This is a genomic window from Kitasatospora sp. NPDC001261 (assembly GCF_042896795.1).
GTDB lineage: Bacteria > Actinomycetota > Actinomycetes > Streptomycetales > Streptomycetaceae > Kitasatospora.
This window is the reverse complement of record NZ_JBIAXP010000023.1, coordinates 143913-162396: the sequence shown is the minus strand read 5'-3', so window position 1 is coordinate 162396 and position 18484 is coordinate 143913. Positions and strand designations below refer to the sequence as shown.

The 18484-nt window shown below is 75.3% G+C and carries 18 protein-coding genes; 11 read left to right on the top strand and 7 right to left on the bottom strand.

Features of this window, described 5'->3' with window-relative positions; genetic code table 11:
• Positions 1–23: 23 nt before the first annotated feature.
• The 3 genes from ACFY4B_RS28990 (at position 24) to ACFY4B_RS28980 (ending at position 2152) form a co-directional block, all read left to right on the top strand.
• Entirely contained in the window at positions 24–407 is a 384-nt protein-coding gene (locus tag ACFY4B_RS28990) for a PadR family transcriptional regulator (protein WP_074005448.1), read from the top strand.
• Positions 404–1378: a hypothetical protein gene (locus ACFY4B_RS28985; protein ID WP_387972763.1), complete on the top strand. Its 975-nt coding sequence runs from the start codon at positions 404–406 to the stop codon at positions 1376–1378. Before ACFY4B_RS28990 ends, ACFY4B_RS28985 begins: the two co-directional genes overlap by 4 nt.
• Positions 1379–1465: 87 nt before the next feature.
• The gene (locus tag ACFY4B_RS28980) at positions 1466–2152 is read left to right on the top strand and encodes a copper homeostasis protein CutC (protein ID WP_049652332.1); all 687 of its coding nucleotides are present in this window, start codon (positions 1466–1468) and stop codon (positions 2150–2152) included.
• A gap of 65 nt (positions 2153–2217) precedes the next feature.
• Here ACFY4B_RS28980 and ACFY4B_RS28975 read toward each other — a convergent pair whose 3' ends face one another.
• Positions 2218–4245 carry a HelD family protein gene (locus ACFY4B_RS28975; protein ID WP_387972785.1) on the bottom strand — a complete coding sequence of 676 codons (2028 nt, stop codon included), beginning with the start codon at positions 4243–4245 and terminating at the stop codon, positions 2218–2220.
• Positions 4246–4660: 415 nt separating this feature from the next.
• Between ACFY4B_RS28975 and ACFY4B_RS28970 the strand changes: the two genes are divergently transcribed.
• Positions 4661–4822 (top strand): hypothetical protein, encoded by a 162-nt coding sequence (locus tag ACFY4B_RS28970; protein WP_158077777.1) that lies wholly within the window; start codon positions 4661–4663, stop codon positions 4820–4822.
• A 39-nt stretch (positions 4823–4861) separates the two neighbouring features.
• On the opposite strand, the gene ACFY4B_RS28965 is transcribed toward ACFY4B_RS28970, so the two are convergent.
• The gene (locus ACFY4B_RS28965) at positions 4862–6499 is read right to left on the bottom strand and encodes a DNA repair helicase XPB (RefSeq protein ID WP_387972760.1); all 1638 of its coding nucleotides are present in this window, start codon (positions 6497–6499) and stop codon (positions 4862–4864) included.
• Between the two features lie 124 nt (positions 6500–6623).
• Here ACFY4B_RS28965 and ACFY4B_RS28960 point away from each other — a divergent pair, with 124 nt between their 5' ends.
• Positions 6624–6878, top strand: a complete 255-nt coding sequence (locus ACFY4B_RS28960) for a hypothetical protein (protein ID WP_049652328.1) — start codon at positions 6624–6626, stop codon at positions 6876–6878.
• Between the two features lie 21 nt (positions 6879–6899).
• Here ACFY4B_RS28960 and ACFY4B_RS28955 read toward each other — a convergent pair whose 3' ends face one another.
• Positions 6900–9401, bottom strand: coding sequence for a helicase-associated domain-containing protein (locus ACFY4B_RS28955; RefSeq protein ID WP_387972757.1), 2502 nt, complete (start codon positions 9399–9401; stop codon positions 6900–6902).
• 171 nt (positions 9402–9572) lie between these two features.
• Here ACFY4B_RS28955 and ACFY4B_RS28950 point away from each other — a divergent pair, with 171 nt between their 5' ends.
• Positions 9573–10550, top strand: coding sequence for a hypothetical protein (locus ACFY4B_RS28950; protein WP_387972754.1), 978 nt, complete (start codon positions 9573–9575; stop codon positions 10548–10550).
• A gap of 125 nt (positions 10551–10675) precedes the next feature.
• Here the strand turns inward: ACFY4B_RS28950 and ACFY4B_RS28945 are convergent, their stop codons facing one another.
• On the bottom strand, positions 10676–11314 hold the full coding sequence (locus ACFY4B_RS28945) for an NAD(P)-dependent oxidoreductase (protein ID WP_063780391.1): 639 nt from the start codon (positions 11312–11314) through the stop codon (positions 10676–10678).
• A gap of 134 nt (positions 11315–11448) precedes the next feature.
• On the opposite strand from ACFY4B_RS28945, the gene ACFY4B_RS28940 reads away from it, so the two are divergent.
• Positions 11449–12222 carry an SDR family NAD(P)-dependent oxidoreductase gene (locus tag ACFY4B_RS28940; RefSeq protein ID WP_387972751.1) on the top strand — a complete coding sequence of 258 codons (774 nt, stop codon included), beginning with the start codon at positions 11449–11451 and terminating at the stop codon, positions 12220–12222.
• Between the two features lie 97 nt (positions 12223–12319).
• On the top strand, positions 12320–12940 hold the full coding sequence (locus ACFY4B_RS28935; protein ID WP_387972748.1) for a TetR/AcrR family transcriptional regulator: 621 nt from the start codon (positions 12320–12322) through the stop codon (positions 12938–12940).
• An 8-nt stretch (positions 12941–12948) separates the two neighbouring features.
• Here the strand turns inward: ACFY4B_RS28935 and ACFY4B_RS28930 are convergent, their stop codons facing one another.
• Positions 12949–13821: an alpha/beta fold hydrolase gene (locus ACFY4B_RS28930; protein ID WP_074005455.1), complete on the bottom strand. Its 873-nt coding sequence runs from the start codon at positions 13819–13821 to the stop codon at positions 12949–12951.
• 68 nt (positions 13822–13889) lie between these two features.
• Here ACFY4B_RS28930 and ACFY4B_RS28925 point away from each other — a divergent pair, with 68 nt between their 5' ends.
• The 3 genes from ACFY4B_RS28925 to ACFY4B_RS28915 all read left to right on the top strand — a co-directional run bounded on the left by ACFY4B_RS28925 (position 13890) and on the right by ACFY4B_RS28915 (position 16652).
• On the top strand, positions 13890–14495 hold the full coding sequence (locus tag ACFY4B_RS28925) for a TetR/AcrR family transcriptional regulator (protein WP_387972744.1): 606 nt from the start codon (positions 13890–13892) through the stop codon (positions 14493–14495).
• 163 nt (positions 14496–14658) lie between these two features.
• A complete protein-coding gene (locus tag ACFY4B_RS28920) occupies positions 14659–15717 on the top strand; it encodes an acyl-CoA desaturase (protein WP_079272734.1) in 1059 nt (352 codons plus the stop codon).
• Between the two features lie 134 nt (positions 15718–15851).
• Positions 15852–16652 carry a hypothetical protein gene (locus tag ACFY4B_RS28915; protein WP_387972742.1) on the top strand — a complete coding sequence of 267 codons (801 nt, stop codon included), beginning with the start codon at positions 15852–15854 and terminating at the stop codon, positions 16650–16652.
• A gap of 22 nt (positions 16653–16674) precedes the next feature.
• On the opposite strand, the gene ACFY4B_RS28910 is transcribed toward ACFY4B_RS28915, so the two are convergent.
• Entirely contained in the window at positions 16675–17901 is a 1227-nt protein-coding gene (locus ACFY4B_RS28910; RefSeq protein ID WP_387972739.1) for a sensor histidine kinase, read from the bottom strand.
• Positions 17898–18437, bottom strand: a complete 540-nt coding sequence (locus ACFY4B_RS28905) for a hypothetical protein (RefSeq protein ID WP_387972736.1) — start codon at positions 18435–18437, stop codon at positions 17898–17900. Before ACFY4B_RS28905 ends, ACFY4B_RS28910 begins: the two co-directional genes overlap by 4 nt.
• Positions 18438–18484 lie beyond the last annotated feature (47 nt).

The following is an 18484-nucleotide window of genomic DNA, read 5'->3' as shown; positions in this document are numbered from 1 at the left end:
AGGTTGACGATATATGTAGTCGTATGACAGAACGCTCCATGCAGGAGCCCACGCTGCTGCTGCTCACCGCGCTGGCCGACGCCCCGCGGCACGGCTACGCGCTCATCCAGGAGATCGCCGCGATCTCCGACGGCCGGGTCAAGATGCGCACCGGCACGCTCTACGGGGCGCTCGACCGGCTGCTGGGCCAGGGCCTGATCGAGGTCGCCGCCGAGGAGGTGGTGGACGGCCGCGCCCGGCGCAGCTACGCGCTGACCGCCGCCGGCCGGGAGGCGCTGGCCGCCGAGGCGGAGCGGCTGCGGGCGGTCGCCACCGAGGCCGAGCGCCGGCTGACCAGGATCCGGTCGATGCTGCCGGGCAAGACCGGGTCGCAGGGGCGGCCCGCGGCGGGGGGAGGCCTCTCATGACCACACCGGTGATCGGCGCGGGGCCCTCGGCGGTGCTGCGGGCCGCGCTCCAGCTCTACCCGGAGCCGTACCGCCGCGAGCGCGGCGAGGAGCTGGCCGAGGTGTTCGCCGACACGACGGCGGCGGGCGGCCGGCTCGCGGTCGCCCGGGAGGTCCTCGGCCTGGCGGTGTACGGGCTGCGGGTGCGGCTCGGGCTGACCGGCGCCACGGCGGCCGGGCGGCTGCTCGCGGTGGTCGCGCCGATGCTCGCCGGGGCGGTGGCCGGCGCCACGCTGGTGGCCTGGCTGACCACCGCGCACCGGATCGCCAACCTGCTCTCCTGGGACGACTCGTACGGCGCCTACTTCTCGTCGTTCTGCCCGCCGGTGGCCGCCGTGCTGCTCCTGGTGGCGGGGCTGCTGGGGCGCTGGGCGGCGGTGCGGGGCAGCGCGCTGGTCCTGGGGGCGGTGGGGCTCTACAACCTGGCGGACGCCGTCTGGTCCTCCTCCTTCGACCTGTGGTGGAGCGGCTACATCGCGATGGCCACGCTGCCGCTGGTGCTGGCCGCGCTGCTGCTGGCGGCGGCGCCGACGGACCTGCTGCCCCGGCCGGGCCTGCGCACGGCCGGCCTGGTGCTGGCGTCGGGGGCCGTGGGCGGGCTGCTGGAGGCGGCCCAGAGCTGGGACGACACCACCTTCCCGCTGGACCTGGTGTGGTTCGTGGTGATGCTGGTCGTTCCGCTGCTGCTGACCTTCGCCGGGCTGCGCGGGCGGGTGGCGCCGACGGCGGCGGGGGTGGCGGCGCTGGTGCTGGCCGGGCCGGGCTGTCTGTTCAACATCTGGCGCGGGTCCGGCGGGGTCTCGCAGCTGCTGCCGGCGGTGGGGCCGTCGGTGGCCGCGCTGGTGCTGGTGGCGGTGGCGGTGCACCGGTTCGGCCGGCCGGAGGTGGTCGGGGCGTCCGGTGCGATCGGGGCGGTCCACGGTCCGGCGTGACCGGGGGGTTCGGGGGGCCGTTCCGGCGTGACCGGAACGGCCCCCTGGGAGTTTCCGGGGGCGGTCCGATGTGGCAGGCTGTCGAATATGTCTAGACCAATTTTCGAAGTCATCGCGCTGACGCCCCAGGACGCCCAGGCCGCCGAGTCGGGCGGCGCCGACCGGCTCGAACTGGTCACCGACATGGCCGCCGACGGGCTTACCCCGTCCGTCGAGGACTTCGGCCGGATCCGGGCCGCCGTCGGCATCCCGCTGCGGGTCATGCTGCGGATCCGGGACGGCTTCGCCCCCGGCGACGTGGACGGGCTGTGCGCCCGGGCCGCCGCGCTGCGGGCCGAGGGGGCCGAGGAGTTCGTGCTCGGCTTCCTCGACGCCGACGGCGCCGTCGACCTGGCCGCCACCACGGCCGTCGCCGAGGCGATCGCCGGCTGCCGCTGGACCTTCCACCGGGCGATCGACCACAGCGCCGACCGGGCCGCCCTGCGGGCCGCCGTCGGCGGGCTGCCCGGCCTGGACACCTTCCTCACCTCCGGCGCGGCCGCCGGGGTGGACGCCGGGCGCGAGGTGCTGTCGGCCGAGCTGGCCCGGGCCGGCGAGCCCGGGTACCGGCAGCGGATCCTGATCGGCGGCGGCCTGCGGGCCGAGCACCTGAAGGAGCTGCGGGCGGAGGGCTTCGACGCCTTCCACGTCGGCGGCGCGGTGCGGGTCGACGGCTGGCGGACGCCGGTGGACGCGGCCAAGGTCGCCGAGTGGCGGGCGCTGATCGACGCCTGAGCGCGGGTGCGCCGGTGCGGGCGTTCGTACGGAAGGGCCGGTCCGCGGACCGGCCCTTCCGCGCGCTACCGCAGCTGCTCCGGCAGCGGCTCGCGGTGCAGCACCGTCAGCCCGGAGACGGCACGGGTCAGCGCCACGTACAGCCGCCGCAGGCCGGTCCGCTCGTCCGGCTCCCCGGCGACCACCGCGGCCGGCTCGTCCAGCACCACGTAGTCGTACTCCAGACCCTTGGCCAGCGAGGCCGGGACGAGGGTGAGCCGGGCCTCCGCGCTGGTCTCGTCGCCGGGGGAGAGGTACGGCAGGCCGGCCGCGGTCAGCGCCTCGGCGAGCCGCGGGACACGGGCGTCGGCGGCGATCAGGCCGGTCGAGCCCTCGTGCTCCAGCGCCTCCCGGCAGGCGGCCAGGACCGCCTCCGTGCCGTCCGCGTCGCCGGTCGTGCCGCCGTCCGTGTCCGCGTCCGTGTCGCCCTCCGCGGCGCCGTCCGCGATCCGGCGGATCGTCAGCGAACCGGGCGCCTCACGGACCGAGGAGGCCGGGGCCAGGCCGGGGGCGATCGCCGGGAGCAGCCGGGAGGCGTACGCGATGACCTCCTCCGGCACCCGGAAGCCCTTGGTCAGCTCCTCGATGTGCGCCTGCGGCTTGCCCAGGTGGCGCAGCGCCTCCGGCCAACTCGCCGTCGCCCACGGGGTGGTGCCCTGGGCGAGGTCGCCGAGGACGGTCGCCGATCCGGTGGTGCAGCGGCGGCCGACCGCGCGGTACTGCATCGGGGAGAGGTCCTGGGCCTCGTCCAGCACCACGTGCCCGAGCGAGGGGGTGCGCTGCACCAGGTCGGTGGCCTCGTCGACCAAGACGGCGTCGGCCGCCGTCCAGCGGGCGGTCTTCACCGAGCGGCCGGGCTTGGGCCACAGCACCGCCCGCTGCTCCTCGGGCGTCAGCACGCCCTCGGCACAGGCGGCCAGGAACTCCGGCTCGGAGAGCAGCCGCAGGACCAGCTTCGCCGGGTCGACGGCCGGCCAGCACTCCTTGACCACCGCCTTGACGGCGCTGTTGCGGGCCACCGCGTCCTGCACCCGGTCGTCCGGGGCCTCGCCGCCCTGCTCCATCTTCAGCAGCACGGCGTGCGCGATGCGCTGCGGCAGGGCGTCCCTGGCCGCGCCGTAGCGGGTCTCGCGGCCCTTCAACTCCTCGATGATCTCGACCAGTTCGTACACCGGTACGCGCCAGCGGCGGGAGCCGCGGACCACCACGCAGGGCTCGGTGGGCAGCGCGATGCCCGACCGCACCGCCCGGCGCAGCACCTCGGCCATCCGGGCGTCGCCCTTCAGCCGGGCCGCCTCCGGGTCGTCCTCGCCCCTCACCTCGACGTGCCCGACCAGCTGCTGCACGGTGGCCTGGGCGACCTCCAGCTCGCCGAGGGCCGGGAGCACCTGCTCGATGTAGGAGAGGAAGGCGTTGTTCGGCCCGATCACCAGGGTGCCGGTCCGGGCCAGGCGCTCGCGGTGGGCGTACAGCAGGTACGCGACGCGGTGCAGGCCGACGGCGGTCTTCCCGGTGCCGGGCGCCCCCTGGACGCAGATGGTGCCCGTGATGTCCGAGCGGACGATCTCGTCCTGCTCGGGCTGGATGGTGGCGACGATGTCGCGCATCGGGCCGACGCGGGGCTTCTCGATCTCGGCGGCCAGCAGGGCGGAGGCGGAATCGGTCTCGGCCGGGTCGCTGAGGTGCTCGTCCTCGTAGGCGGTCAGCTCGCCGCCGGTGTAGCCGAAGCGGCGGCGGCGGTCGACGTCCATCGGGTCGGTGCGGCTGGCCCGGTAGAACGGCTGGGAGACCGGCGCGCGCCAGTCGATCACCATCGGGTCGCCGTCGGCGTCGTGGACGTGCCGGCGGCCGATGTAGAAGCTCTCGCCGCCGCTGCCCTCGCTCAGCTCCTCGCTGATCGCGTGCAGGTAGTCGAGGCGGCCGAAGAACAGCGGGGTGTGCGAGAGGTCGGCCAGGGCGGCGATCCTGGCCTCGATCTGGTTCTGGAGCACGAGGGCGGTGACCCAGGTGCCGGTCACGTCGCGGATGTCGAGCGACTCGACGTCCTCGCGCATCGCGCGCAGCGCGGCCCGGGAGGCGGCCAGGTGGTCGCGTTCGCGCTGGAGGGGGTCGGTGGTGGAGGTGGCGGGCACAGCGAACCTTCCCGGCTGCCCCCGGTGGCGGGCGCAGCGGATCGTAGGAGCTCACGGTGGGTACGGCCGACCGGTTGCCGAACGGTCGGTACCTCCCCCGGCTGCCTGCGGGACTTCAGCAGGTACCACGGTTCGGGAGGGGGCAGACGGACGATCTTAGACCCGTCCGCCCCTGGGGGCCAGCCGTGCGGGTCCCGGGGTTCCGGCCGTACCGGCCTCGGGGTTCGCCCTACCCCGGCCTCGGGGGCCGCCGTACACCCGGCGGACGAGCCGCGCACCTGCGGATACGGCCTTTGGAGTGATGCCGACCGCCGGTCGGGTGCCTACCGTTGAAGACATGAGCACCACGAACCGAACCCCCCGACCCGGCCCGTCCGGCGCCACCGCCGTCTCCGGGCGCCACCGCAACCCGCTGAGCACCGCCGTCCGCAACGTCGGCATCGCCCTGGACACCGCCGCGCGCGTGATCTTCCTCGGGCGCGACGGTGTCCGGTACTGAAGGCCGTGTCCGTTCCCGGAACGGCCTACCGCCCGTGCGTCACAGCACGTCGTCCGCGTCCATGATCCGGTACGCGTAGCCCTGCTCGGCCAGGAAGCGCTGCCGGTGGGCGGCGAAGTCCTGGTCCACGGTGTCCCGGGCGACCACCGAGTAGAAGTGGGCCGAGTGGCCGTCCGCCTTGGGGCGCAGCACCCGGCCGAGGCGCTGGGCCTCCTCCTGGCGGGAGCCGAAGGTCCCGGAGACCTGGATGGCCACGGTGGCCTCGGGCAGGTCGATCGAGAAGTTCGCGACCTTGGAGACCACCAGGACGCCGATCTCCTTGTTCCGGAAGGCCTCGAAGAGCTTCTCGCGCTGGGTGTTGCTGGTCTCGCCCTTGATCACCGGGGCGTCCAGGGCCTCGCCGAGCTCGTCCAGCTGGTCGATGTACTGGCCGATGATCAGCGTCTGGTCCTTCTCGTGCTTCCTGACCAGCGCCTCCACCACCCGCCGCTTGGTCGCCGTGGTGGCGCAGTAGCGGTAGCGCTCCTCCGGCTCGGCGGTCGCGTAGGCGAGCCGCTCGGAGTCGGTCAGGGTGACCCGCACCTCGCAGCAGTCGGCGGGCGCGATGTAGCCCTGCGCCTCGATCTCCTTCCACGGCGCGTCGAAGCGCTTGGGGCCGATCAGGCTGAACACGTCGCCCTCGCGGCCGTCCTCGCGCACCAGCGTCGCGGTCAGGCCGAGCCGGCGGCGGGCCTGGAGGTCGGCGGTGAACTTGAACACCGGCGCGGGCAGCAGGTGCACCTCGTCGTAGACCACCAGGCCCCAGTTGCGGGCGTCGAACAGCTCCAGGTGGGCGTAGACGCCCTTCCGCTTGGTCGTCATCACCTGGTAGGTGGCGATGGTGACCGGGCGGATCTCCTTCTTCGTCCCGCTGTACTCGCCGATCTCGTCCTCGGTGAGCGAGGTGCGCTTGACCAGCTCGTGCTTCCACTGGCGGGCCGAGACGGTGTTGGTGACCAGGATCAGCGTGGTCGACTTGGCGTGCGCCATCGCGGCCGCGCCGACCAGCGTCTTGCCGGCGCCGCAGGGCAGCACGACCACGCCCGAGCCGCCGTGCCAGAAGCCCTCGACGGCCTGCGCCTGGTACGGGCGCAGCTGCCAGCCGTCCTCGTCCAGGTCGATCGGGTGCGCCTCGCCGTCCACGTACCCGGCGAAGTCCTCGGCGGGCCAGCCGAGTTTGAGCAGCACCTGCTTGATCTGCCCGCGCTCGGAGGGGTGCACCACCACGGTGTCCGGGTCGACCCGGGCGCCGACCAGCGGGACGACCTTCTTGGAGCGCAGCACCTCCTCCAGCACCGGCCGGTCGGTGGTGGTGAGCACCAGCCCGTGGGTCGGGTGCTTGAGCAGCCGGAGCCGCCCGTACCGGCCCATGGTGTCCGCCACGTCCACCAGCAGCGCGTGCGGCACCGGGTAGCGCGAGTACGTCACCAGGGCGTCCACCACCTGCTCGGCGTCGTGCCCGGCCGCCCGCGCGTTCCACAGCCCGAGCGGCGTCACCCGGTACGTGTGCACGTGCTCGGGCGCCCGCTCCAGCTCGGCGAACGGCGCGATGGCGCGACGGCAGTCGGAGGCCCTGGGGTGGTCGATCTCCAGGAGAAGAGTTTTGTCGCTCTGGACGATGAGCGGTCCGTCGTTCACGCGGGGAAGCCCTCCACTGGCTGACAGGGTGGATTGACGCAGACCCTCCAGTGTCGCGCATCGCGGGCGGTGCGCGGGAGCCGCCCGGAGTGACCACCGTCCGTACTCGCTCGTTGAGCTGGTCATGAAGAAGTCGAAGCGTGTTCTCACCGCCCTCGCCCTGATGGGCTCGGCCTTCGCGGCCACCGCCTCCTCGGCCGGCTCGGCCCACGCCCTCGCGGGCATCGGCGAGGGGCCCGGCGGCCTGCTCGCGGCGCCCGGGTTCCTGCTGGCGGACACCGTCACCGGGGGGTCGATGCCGGTCGGGCAGGGGCAGATCGGCAGCCTGGCGGACAAGGCCGTCCAGGACAAGATGAAGGAGGCGCAGCAGGGGCACTGAAGGCCCCCGGCCTCCCCGGGGTCACTCGTCGAGTTCCGCGACGCCGGTGATGCGGTGCAGGGCGAAGGTGCGGAGTTCGTCGGCGTGGTGGTCGAAGGCGGTGACGAAGCCGCCTTCGACCTTGACCGGGTCGATGATGCGCTGGCTGGCGATGCCCTCGGCGTTGAGGTAGCCGATCCACATGCGCTCGCCGAGCAGGACGGCCGTCTGGAGGGCGGCCAGGGTCTCGGCGGCGGCGGTGCGGGGGAGCCGGCGCGGGTCGGGGGCGGGGTCGCGGCGGGTGGCGGTGGCGGCGCGGTCACCGGCCCGGATGGCCTTGATGGCGGCCGCGAGCAGGGTGTCGTCGGGGGCGGGCGGTCCGTCGGGGACGGGCACGGGGGCCGTCCGGGGCGGGGTGCGGCGGCTGTCCGGGCGGGTGATCAGCACGTCTCCCTCGGCGGACTCGGCGGCCGGGGCGTAGCCCATGGTGCGCAGGGCGGCGAGCAGGACGTCCGGGGCGGCCTGGGAGGCGAGGACGGTGGGGGCGAGCAGCCGCAGCCGCAGGTCGGCGGAGCGGCGGTCGGCGAGGACCTCGCCGAGCAGCGACGGGTCGTCGCAGCGCAGGTAGGAGGAGGCGGCGCCGACCCGCAGGACGCCGTGCCTGCGGGCGACGTCGTCGACCAGGTACGCGAGCGGCTGCGGGACGGGCGTACGGCTGTGCTGTTCCAGGAAGGCCCGCAGGTCGGTGGCGGTGCGGCCGGCGTCGAGGGCGCGGCGCACCGAGGCCGGGGTGAAGCGGTAGACGGTGGCGCCGCCCTTGGACTCGATGTCGGCGCACAGGGCGAGGGCCTGGGCGAGCGGGGTGAGCAGCGGGCCGGGGGCGATCGCGGTGAGGTCCGGCTGGAGGATCACGTGGTCCAGCGGCTGCGGGAGCAGCGGGGCGAGCACCTCGGCCGGGTCGGACTCGGCGGTGAGCAGGGCGCGGGCGGGGGCGGCCAGGGCGCCGCGGCCGGTGATGCCGAGGAGTTCGGCCTCGTCGAGGGTCCAGGCGGTGAGCTCGTCGCGCAGGTCGCGGCCGTCCGGGCCGACGGGGCCGCCGCGCAGCGGGCGCTGCCAGCGCAGGGCGGGGAGCAGTTCCTCGGCGGTGGCCGGGGTGCCGGGCGGCAGTTCGGCGAGCAGGGCGAGGGTGGCGCGGCGGACGGACGGGGCGAGGGTGCGGTCGAGTTCGGGGCCGAGGGCGGCGCGCGGCTTGCCCCGGCCGTCCGGGGTGCCGGTGAGGGCGGGGACGCGGGTGGCGGCGAGCCAGGCGCCGGCCAGGACGGACCAGCGCTCGGCGGTGTCCAGGTGCAGCCAGGTGTCGTACCCCGGGGTGGGGGCCCAGCGTTCGTCCACCTCGCCGTCGGGGGCCAGCAGGCCTGCGGTGTAGGCGAGTTCGAGCCAGAAGGCGGTCTGCTGCTCGGTGTTCTCCAGGGCCTGGGCGGTGCGCTTGAGGTCGCGGACGCCGAGGCCGCCGGCGCGCAGGGTCAGCGGCGGGGTGAGGCCCCAGCCGTCCAGCAGCTCCTCGACGGTCTTGACGGCGGTGTGCGCCTGGCCGGCCGCGGCGGCGTCCACGGCCTGCGGGTCGCGCGGGGCGGCGGCGGGCGCGGGCTCGGGCTGGACCGGTTCGACGGTGCGGTGGGTGCGGCCGCCGCGCAGGTGCAGGGCCAGCTCGCGGGGCAGCACGACGCTGCCGGGGCTGCTGGGCAGCAGCAGGCCGCGGGCGAGCAGCCACTCGACGGGGCTCTGCGCGTCCTCGGCGGTGACCGGGCGGGTGGCGTCCGGGACGGTGCCGGTGGGCGGGCCCCAGACCAGCCGCTCCAGCAGCCGCAGCGCGGCCTCGGGCGCGGTGTCGAGCAGTGCGGCGCAGCGGGCGCGGTCGGTGAGCAGCGCGGTGAGCGCGGCGACGGCGCTGACCGGGTCCGGGGTACCGGGCTCCCCGGCCGAGGCGAGCAGCTGCTGCAGCCGGGCCGGGGACATGCCGACGGTGGCGTCGGCGAGGGTGGGGCCGAGGCCGGTGCGGCCCGGGTTGACGGCGGTCGGGGCGAGCGCCTCGCGGACGGCGAGGACCAGCCGCAGCCCGTTGTCCGGGCCCCAGAGCAGCGCCCGGTCGCGCAGGGTGGCGAGCGCGCGCGGCAGGGCGGTGGCGACGGCGGACCGGTCGGCGGGGGTGAGCGGGGTGGCGCCGGGGTGCGGCTTGACCTTCGCCGGGCCGGTCAGCAGGGTGCGGACGGTGCTCAGCGAGGTGCCGTCCGGGGCGGTGGCCAGGGCCTCGGCGACCTGGAGGGTGAAGCGGTCGAGCCGCTCCAGGGCGCGCAGCGCGGAGGCGCGCGAGGAGAGCCGGGCGGACAGCTGGGTGAGGTCGCCGGGGACGGGGTTCAGCAGGTCGGGGCGGGAGCGGAGCAGGGCGGCGAGCGCGTCGTCGGGACGGGCGCGCAACTCCTCGGCGAGGGTGCGCGGGCCGGTGGCGGACCTGCCCCGGCGTTGAGGGCCCTGCTGTGTGGTCATTCGACCTAGGTTAGTCGGGCGCGGGGACGACGGGGTGTCCGTCGTCCGGGCGCACCTCCGGCGCTCCGCCGTACCGGCGGACGGACTCGCGCGGGCGGGGGCGGGGTGGGTAGCGTCACGCCGAGGGCGGTTCGGTGGGCGGCCGGTACGGGCGAGGCGGGGTGGTCGGTGATGACGGACGGCGAGTGGTGGCGCAAGAGCGGGCCGTGGAGCGAGCGTTCGGTCGGCGGCCCGGACGCGGGCCCGGACGCCGCTTCGGACACCGGCTCGGGTTCGGGCTCGGGCGCCGGTTCGGGTGAGGCCGCGTCCGGCGGCGCTCCGGAGGCTCCGTCCGCCGCCGTTCCCGCTCCGGACTTCGACCCCGACAGCGTGTACGACCCGCCGGCGCCGAGCGCGGGCGGCATCCCATCCGTGCCGCTGCACCTGCCGGAGACCGTCGCCGGGGACCGGCCGGACGGGCCCCCGCCGACGACGGTGTCGAGCACCGGCCCGTGGACGATGACGCTCTTCGACTTCTCGGACGGGCCGCGGCCCGCGCCGAAGCCGATCCCCGGGCAGCGCACCGCCGAGGAGGCCGCCGAGCAGGCGGCGGCGGAGGCGGCGGAGGCGGCGGCGCCCGCCGCGGACCTGACGAAGAAGCCGCGCAGGGGCTGGCTCAGGCCGGCCCCCGCCGCCCCTCCCGCGCCGCCCGAGCCCCCGGCCGGGAAGGCCGGGGGCAAGGCCAAGGCGAGAGGGAAGGGGAAGGCCAAGGGGAAGGGCCAGGAGGCGGAGAAGGAGGCGCCCGCCCGCAAGCCCTCCCCGCTGATCCTGCTCTCCTGCGCGCTGCTGGTCGGCGGAGCGGTCTCCGGCTTCCTCCCGGCCATGCTGGCCGGTTGGGGCCTCGGCTACCTGTCCCGCCAGATCTCCGACCTGATGCGGAAGTTCGTGATCCTCGGCATCCCGCTGGTCACGATGAGCGTGTCCACCTTCTACTCCATGCAGCAGGCCAAGCAGGCCGGCGGACAGGGCGGCGGCCTCCAGTCGGGCTCGCCGCTGGGCGCGATCAGCTGGTCGTCCGCCCCGAACGTGCTGCGGCTGTCCGCCGTGCTGTCGGCGGTGGTCCTGCTGCTGCTCGCCCTGCGCCGCCGCCCGCCGCAGCAGCAGGGCTGAGCGCGGGGGCCGGTCCGGTCCGGCCCCGCCGGGCAGGGCTACTTGCGGACGAAGCAGCCGGAGCCGTCCACGACGGCGTGGGCGCCGCCGTTGTGTGACGGTGCCGCCGGGGCGCGGGCGGGGCGTCAGTCGTCGGCGAGGTGGACGAGTCGGCGGAAGGTCGTCGGGTCGCCGAGGTGGTCGACGATCCAGTGGGCGACGGTGGCGCGGGTGGCGGTGCCGGCCCGGGGGAGCGGACGGTCGTACGAGACCTGCGGGCCCGGGGACGGCGGGCCGTCCTTGAGCATCGGCACGCGGACGACCGTCCAGGCGGTGTCGGAGCCGGCGAGCACCGCCTCCATCCGGGCCAGGTCGTGGTGGACCTCCCGGTACAGCCGGTCGACCACCAGCCTGGCCACCACCCGTTGGGCGCGCGGGAGCCGGCTGGTGTCCAGCCCCGCCGAGCTCATCGTGACCAGGTGCCGGGCGCCGCCGTCCCGCAGTGCCGCGGTCAACTCCCGGGCGCCGTCGGAGAAGACGGTGGTGGCGGTCCGGCGGCCGGTGGTGCCGAGGGTGGCGACGACGGCGTCCTGGTCGCTCAGCGGCCCCCGCAGGGAGCCCGGCCGGCCGACGTCGGCCCGGGCGGTGAGCGGGGTGCCGTGCGCGTACTCCGGCAGCCGGGCGGGGTCGCGGGCGACGGCGGTGACGGTGTGTCCGGCGGCCAGTGCGAGGTCGACCACCAGACGGCCGGTGCGTCCGGTGGCACCCACGACTGCGATCCTCATCGGTTCCCTCCTCGGGATGGTTCGGGATGGTTCGGTCTCGGATGGCGCCTTGTTATTCATTCAGACGGACTGTATGAATGAAATCAAGTGAACCACGGCGCACCGCGCGTGCGAACCCGAAGGAGCGATGGAACATGGGAGTTCGGCAGGATCGGTACCCCGACCTGGACGGCCGGGTGGTCGTGGTCGCCGGCGGCAGCCGCGGCATCGGCGCGGAGACCGCCCGCGCCTTCGCCCGGCAGGGCGCGGCCGTCGCCGTCCTCGGGCGCGACGCGCAGGCGCTGGCGGAGGTGGCGGAGGGCCTGCGGGCGGAGGGGGTCCGGGCGCTCGGACTGGTCGCCGACTGCACGGACGCGGCGGCACTCGGCTCCGCCGCCGCCCGGATCGAGCGGGACCTCGGCCCCGTCGACACCCTGGCCGCCTTCGCCGGTGGCGGAGGCTACCCGGTGCCGACCGTCCGCGAGACCGAGGAGCACTGGCGGGCCGTGCTCGACGGCAACCTCACCGCCACCTTCCTCGCCGTCCAGGCCTTCCTGCCCGGCCTGCTGGCCCGCCGCGGCGGTTCGATCGTCACCATGGCGTCCACGGCCGGCCGGCTGGCCGGCGGCGCCTCCGCGGCATACGCCACGGCCAAGGCGGGGGTGCTGATGTTCACCCGGCACCTCGCGCTGGAGGTCGCCGGTGAGGGCGTGCGGGTCAACGCCATCGCACCGGGCGCCGTCCGCACCGAGCGGACCGCCGCGCAGATGCCGCCCGAGGTGCAGGCCGCGGTCGCCGCCGCGCACCCGCTGGGCCGCCTCGGCGAGCCGGCGGACGTCGCCTCGGCCACGCTCTTCCTGGCCTCCGACGCGTCCTCCTGGATCACCGGGCAGACCCTGGACGTCAGCGGCGGGCGGGTCATGATCTGAGCGCCGGGCCCGCTCCGCCGGGCGCCGGGCCTTCCCCGCCCGGGTGAACCGATCGGCGATACTGCCAGTTCACACGGAACGAGTGGAGGCGAGCGGGATGAGCCCCCGGTCCTACCGGATGGGACAGCGGCAGGCGGAGGTCGACGAGACCCGCGCCCGGATCGTCGCGGCCGCCCGCGCGCACCTGGCCGAGACCGGCGGGGTCTCGCTGGACGCGGTCGCCCGCCGCGCGGACGTCGCCCGGGCGACCGTCTACTACCAGTTCGGCTCCAAGGCGGGCCTGCTGGAGGCGGTCTGCGACGCCCTCGCCGAGCAGGGCGGCATGGCCCGGCTCGCCGAGGCCTTCACCCAGGCCGACCCCTGGGCGGCGGTGGACCGCTTCGTCGAGGTGATGGGCGGCTTCTGGGCGGTCGACCGGGTCTGCACCCGCCGCCTGCGCGCCCTCGCCGCGCTCGACGAGGAGGTCGGCCGGGTCATCGCCGACCGCGACGCCCGCCGCCGGGAGGGCGCCGCGGTGCTGGCCGGCCGGCTGCCCGATGCCCCGGCGGACGCGGGGCGCCTGCTGTTCGTGCTCACCGCCTTCGAGACCTACGACGCGCTGGCGGCGGAGGCGGAGGCGGCGGGAGCCGTGGGCGGCGGGGCCGACCTGGCTGTGGCCACCCCGGCGGTCACCCGCCTGGTCCGCGCCGCCCTCGGCGGGCCGGTCGACGGGTCGTAGGCCCCGGGTCAGCCGGCCTGCCGCGCGGCCGTGCCGAGGATGCCGGCGGTGACGGCCGCCGGGTCGTCGGTGGGCAGTGCGTGGCCGGCGCCGGGAACGATCTCGACCCGGGCGGTGGGCACCAGCCGGTGCAGGCGGTCGGCGACGGCCCGGGCGTCGTGCAGGGCGCTGCGTTCGCCGAGGAGGAAGAGGGCGGGGGCGGTGAGCCGGCCGAGTTCCCGGTCGGTGAGGGTGGCGGCCGGGGGCAGGCGGCGGCGGAAGCCCATCGAGGCGCGGACCAGCGCCATCAGTTCGGTCTCCAGGACGGCGCTGTTGCCGACCAGCCGGGCCAGCCGGGGGCGCAGCGGGCGCGGGGCCGTCGCGGCGAGGCCGCCGAGGACGAGCCAGGTGTAGAAGCGGCGGTCCAGGTCGGCGAGGCCCGCCGTTTCGACCAGGGTGAGGGCGGCGGTCCGTCCGGGGTGGTGGATCTGGTGGTTGAGGGCGATCCAGCCGCCGTAGGAGCAGCCGACCAGGTGGGCGGAGGGCAGGTCGAGGGCGGTGAGCAGCTCCTCCAGCCAGGCGGCGGCGTCGCGGCCGTCGGTGACGGGGGCGCTCTGCACGCTGGCGCCCGGTTCGCCGACGGTGTCCACGGCGATCACGGGATGCTGTGCGGCGAGGGCGTCGAGGTGGGCGTGCCACATCAGCGCGTTGCCGCCGGAGCCGGGCAGCAGCACAATCGGCCGGCCCTCGGCGCGGCCGGTGCGGTACACCCGGGTGGTGCCGTAGCCGGTGGGCACGTCGAGCGGTGTCCAGGGCCCCGGCCGGAGTTCGGTCAGCGCGCGCTCGTAGGCGGCGCGGAAGCGGGCTTCGGCCTTGCCGTTCTTGAACTCGCTGATTCGCATGGTACATGTGTATCACATGCATGATACGGGTGTACCAAGTGAAGCGGGACGAACAGACGGAGGCCGGAATGACCGCGAAGGTCGACCACGAGGAACGCCGCCGGCAGATCGCCGAGGCCCTGCTGCGCATCGCCGACACCCAGGGCCTGCAGTCCGCCAGCATGCGGGCCGTCGCCACGGAGGCCGGGGTCTCGCTGCGGCTCGTCCAGTACTACTTCACGACCAAGGAGGGCCTGCTGCTGGACGCCCTGGCCAGGCTCGGCGCCCAGCTCCAGGCCCGGATGGAACGGTGGATCGGCCAGGCCCGGGCCCCCCGGGAGGTGGTGACGGCGATCCTGTCCTGCATCCTGCCGACGGACGCCGAGAGCCGCCGGATCACCAGGACGTACGCGGCGTACTACGCGCTGGTGCTCGGCGACCCCGAGGTGCTGGCGAAGCAGGCCGCGCAGCCGCCGGTCGTCCTGGAGGGCTTCCTAGTCAAGCAGCTCCGGGCGGCGCAGCAGGCCGGGGGGATCGGGCCGGAGCGGGACGTCGAGGCGGTCGCGGCCGGGCTGCTGGCGATGGTCAACGGGCTCGGCTCCAGCGTGCTGGGCGGCCAGCGCACCGGTGAGCAGGCGCTCGCGGTCCTCGCGTACCACCTGGACGAGCTGTTCGGGCGGCCGGAAGCGGGCTGACGGCCGGTGCCGTCGACCGTCGCGACGGCCCTCCGGTCCGCCGGTCCGGCCCGCCGATCGTCGCGGCAGGCGGGCACCCCTCGCGGCAAGGGGGCTAACACCCGTACGGGGCGGGTGCTTTCCCCGTTCCGCTGGAGGGCCTGTCACTGACAGACTCCGGGGTATGTCCGCGCAGCCCGTGATGACGACCGAAGCGCCCGAAGCCCCCTCCTCCCGGTCCGGGAGCGGCGGCAGCGACTTCGCCCAGTTGACCCGCCGAATAGTCGACGAGGGCCTGCTCGACCGGCGCCCCGGCTACTACGCCGCCCGCATGGCCCTGGTGTTCGCCGCCTTCCTCGGCGGCTGGTACGCCCTGTTCGCGCTGGGCGACACCTGGTGGCAGCTCGGCCTGGCGGCGGCGATGTCCGTCGTCTTCGCCCAGATCGGCCTGCTCTCCCACGACCTGGCGCACCGTCAGGTCTTCGACCGGCGGGTGCCGAGCGAGATCGGCGGCCGGATCGCCGCCAACCTGCTGATGGGCATGAGCTACGGCTGGTGGATGAACAAGCACACCCGCCACCACGCCAACCCGAACCACGAGGAGCGGGACCCGGACGTCGCCCCCGAACTCCTGGTGTGGTCCCAGCGGCAGGCCCGGAAGGCGAGCGGCGTCGCCCGGTTCATCGGCCGCCGGCAGGCGTACCTGTTCGTGCCGCTGCTCCTGCTGGAGGGCCTCAACCTCAGCTTCAACAGCTTCCGCGCGCTGCGCGGGCCCGTGGTGAAGCGCCCGGTGCTGGAGGGCGTGCTGCTGGTGGTCCACTTCCTCGCCTACTTCGGCCTGGTGTTCGCCGCGCTCCCGGCCGGCAAGGCCGTCGCCTTCATCGCCGTGCACCAGGCGCTGTTCGGCGTCTACCTGGGCAGCGTCTTCGCCCCGAACCACAAGGGCATGCTGATGGTGACCCCGGAGATGAAGCTCGACTTCCTGCGCCGCCAGGTGCTCACCTCGCGCAACGTCCGCGGCGGGCTGCTCATCGACGCGGTGATGGGCGGCCTCAACTACCAGGTGGAGCACCACCTGTTCCCCAGCATGCCGACCCCGGCGCTCGGGCGGGCCGCCCGGATCACCCGGGAGTTCTGCGCCGAGAAGGGCGTCGCGTACTACGAGACGGGCCTGTTCCGCTCCTACCGGGAGATCTTCACCCACCTGCACCGGACGGGCGAGCCGATCCGCTCCGGCGGGTGACCGTCACGTCCGGCGGGTGACCGTCACGCCCTGGCGCCGGGATCCGTCGCCGGGACGGCCCTTCGGCGGCATCGCCCGTCCGCCGGCGCGTTCGCGCCCGTACGATGCCCGAGCGGGGTGGGTGGAGACCGGGGGTGGGTGTGGTTCGGTTCTGGCTGAGGTGGGCGCTGATCGCGCTCCTGGGAGTGGCGGTCGTGTTCGGCGGCTGGGCCGGGTGGCGGTTCTACCGCGACACGGCCATTCCGGCCCCGCCGGACGTCCCGGGGCTGGCGCGGGCGCCGGAGACCGAGGAGGCCCGCCTGGCGGCCGAGCGGCGGATGGCCGACCGGATCGACCGGCTGCCCGAACTGCTGCCGTGGGCCCAGGGGTTGGGGCGGTCGACGGTCGACGTGTGCCGCACCGACTACCGCGGCGGCCTGTTCCTCCGGGGGCTGTGGCTGCCGGTGGCCTGCGAGCGGACCGTGAACGTGTACCTGGCCTTCGACGGCGGCGACGTCCGCTCCCGGCTGGCCGATCTGGACCGGTACCTGGACGCCGAGGGCTGGCGGAGCTCGCAGCGGTGGAGCGGCCTGGTCGCGGCCGATGAGTACGCCCACCAGCCGCCCGCCGACCCGACCCCGGAGGAGGTGGCGGAGGCGGCGGCCCGGCCGATCGCGCCGTCGGTGGAGTTCAGGCCGGCGACGGACGAGGCGGTGCGGACGGAGCTGGTCGTGAGCGTCTCCCGGCCGCCGGGCCCCGAACTCCTGACCTCCGGCGAGGACTACTGGTACGAGAAGTACGGCGGCCGGCGCTACCGGAACGACGAGGGGCAGCGGTCCGAGTACCTGGCCTGGCAGCCGGTGCGGCCGAGCGAGGTCACCGGGCCGGCCGAGGGCCGGTACGTGGCGGTCCTGGGCTTCACGACCAGGTACGCGGAGCAGCAGGAGGCGCCGTGAGGCCGGGAGCCGCCGTGGCCGGTCAGCCCGCCGTGCCGGGCGGCGGGGAGGGCGGCGGGGAGAGCGGCAGGGTGGCGGTGACCCGGAAGCCCGTGCGGTAGGGCGAGGCGGTCAGCTCGCCGCCGAACAGCGCGATCCGCTCGGCGAGTCCGAGCAGGCCGTGCCCGGTGGACAGTCCCCGGCGGGCCTCGGGGCGGCGGCCCGCGCCGTCGTCGACCACGTCGAGGGTCAGCACCTCGGACCAGCTGATCCGCACCGAGGCGTGGCTGCCGGCGCCGGAGTGCTTGATGATGTTGGTGACGGCCTCCTGGACCAGCCGGTAGGCCGTCAGGTCGACGCTGTCGTCGAGGTGGGCCGGGGTGCCGCGCACCTCCAGGTCGATCAGGATGCCGGCGCGTCGGGCGTCCTCCAGCAGCGGGCCCAGGTCGGCGAGCCCGTGGCGCCCGGTCCCGTCCGTCATGGGGACGTCGGCGGTGCGCAACAGCCGGAGCATGCGGCGCAGTTCGGCCATCGCGTTGCGGCCCAGTTCCTCGATGTCGCGGAGGGTGCCGGCCAGTCGGTCGGCGTCGCCGGGCGCGGTGCAGCGGGCGGTGTCGGCCTGCATGACGATGACGGCCACCGCGTTGGCCACGATGTCGTGCAACTCCCGGGCGATCTGGACGCGTTCGCCGAGGACGGCCTGGCGGGCGCGCGCGAGTTCGCGCTGGTCGCGCTCGGCGGCGAGGGCGGCGGCCCGGACCCGGCGGCCGGCGCCCCAGGCGACGGCGGTGATCGGCAGGAAGTAGGCGATGCCGCTGACGAGGTACGACGCCCGACGGGAGGGAGGCACCGCCCCGTCGGCGATCGGGTACCAGATGGCCAGGGCGATCGGCAGGGCCGTCAGCACGAGGGCGGCGACGGAGGCGGGCCGGCCGCTCAGCCGGGCCGCCGTGTACAGCGCGAGCAGTACGCCGAAGAAGGGGGTGAAGGCGAAGCCGCTGTTCAGGGAGAGCAGGGCCGCGCCCACGGCGGCGGCCCAGACGACGGCGAACACCGCCTCCGGCCACCGTCGGCGGAAGGTCAGCGCGACGGCCTCCGGGACGGCGAACGCGGCCAGCAGCAGCTGGTCGCGGACGTTCGTCCCGGTCGCGAGCGGGGCCGCGTAGAAGAAGACGTCGGGGACGGTGACCGCCAGTGCCAGCGCGGCGTCCGCCGCCGTGACGGTCGGTGACCCCCGGCGGCGGACGCCGTCTGTCGCGACCTCCGTCACAACCGGAGTTCCCGGCAGCACGAGGTGTTCGAGCCGAGGCAGCACCAGTTGTCGTCGAACTCCCGGAACCCCTCCACCGGGATGTCGGACCACCACGGTTCCGGCGGGGCGGCGCGCTCCGGTGGACGGACCGGATAGCCGAGGGCGGCGTGGGCGGCCCACAGGTCGCCGTGGTACTGCCGCAGGGTGTCGTTGAGCCGGTCCCGGGTGACCTCCCCGGGGGCGGGCGCGTGCCGTGACGGCGTGAGCAGGGTCAGGAAGGCCGCCGCGCCGCGGACGTCGTCGGTGGCGAAGGCGGCCAGGCTGATGCCGGCCACGCGCAGGGCCTCGGTGCCGTCGCCCGGGTCGGGGGCGACGGTGATGCGGACGGCGAGGCTCTGCCACGGGTCGCCGACCGTGCGCGGCGGATCGGGCACCAGGAGAGTGCGGGGGCCGATGAGGATGCCGTGGGCGAGGGCCGGACCAGCCTTCCCGTCCGACTCGACGTGGTGCACGGTGGCACCGACGGTGGGCGCGGGGATCGTCGATTCGCTCATGGTGGGGCTCCCGGAGGGGAGTGGGGGCTTTCACCCAGTGGTAGCGC

Bases quoted from the DNA above. Each gene is read 5' to 3' on its own strand.
- ACFY4B_RS28990 (WP_074005448.1), top strand. From the start codon at position 24: ATGACAGAACGCTCCATGCAGGAGCCCACGCTGCTGCTGCTCACCGCG.
- ACFY4B_RS28985 (WP_387972763.1), top strand. From the start codon at position 404: ATGACCACACCGGTGATCGGCGCGGGGCCCTCGGCGGTGCTGCGGGCC.
- ACFY4B_RS28980 (WP_049652332.1), top strand. From the start codon at position 1,466: ATGTCTAGACCAATTTTCGAAGTCATCGCGCTGACGCCCCAGGACGCC.
- ACFY4B_RS28975 (WP_387972785.1), bottom strand. From the start codon at position 4,245: ATGCGCGAGGACGTCGAGTCGCTCGACATCCGCGACGTGACCGGCACC.
- ACFY4B_RS28970 (WP_158077777.1), top strand. From the start codon at position 4,661: ATGAGCACCACGAACCGAACCCCCCGACCCGGCCCGTCCGGCGCCACC.
- ACFY4B_RS28960 (WP_049652328.1), top strand. From the start codon at position 6,624: ATGAAGAAGTCGAAGCGTGTTCTCACCGCCCTCGCCCTGATGGGCTCG.
- ACFY4B_RS28955 (WP_387972757.1), bottom strand. From the start codon at position 9,401: ATGACCACACAGCAGGGCCCTCAACGCCGGGGCAGGTCCGCCACCGGC.
- ACFY4B_RS28950 (WP_387972754.1), top strand. From the start codon at position 9,573: ATGACGGACGGCGAGTGGTGGCGCAAGAGCGGGCCGTGGAGCGAGCGT.
- ACFY4B_RS28945 (WP_063780391.1), bottom strand. From the start codon at position 11,314: ATGAGGATCGCAGTCGTGGGTGCCACCGGACGCACCGGCCGTCTGGTG.
- ACFY4B_RS28940 (WP_387972751.1), top strand. From the start codon at position 11,449: ATGGGAGTTCGGCAGGATCGGTACCCCGACCTGGACGGCCGGGTGGTC.
- ACFY4B_RS28935 (WP_387972748.1), top strand. From the start codon at position 12,320: ATGAGCCCCCGGTCCTACCGGATGGGACAGCGGCAGGCGGAGGTCGAC.
- ACFY4B_RS28930 (WP_074005455.1), bottom strand. From the start codon at position 13,821: ATGCGAATCAGCGAGTTCAAGAACGGCAAGGCCGAAGCCCGCTTCCGC.
- ACFY4B_RS28925 (WP_387972744.1), top strand. From the start codon at position 13,890: ATGACCGCGAAGGTCGACCACGAGGAACGCCGCCGGCAGATCGCCGAG.
- ACFY4B_RS28920 (WP_079272734.1), top strand. From the start codon at position 14,659: ATGTCCGCGCAGCCCGTGATGACGACCGAAGCGCCCGAAGCCCCCTCC.
- ACFY4B_RS28905 (WP_387972736.1), bottom strand. From the start codon at position 18,437: ATGAGCGAATCGACGATCCCCGCGCCCACCGTCGGTGCCACCGTGCAC.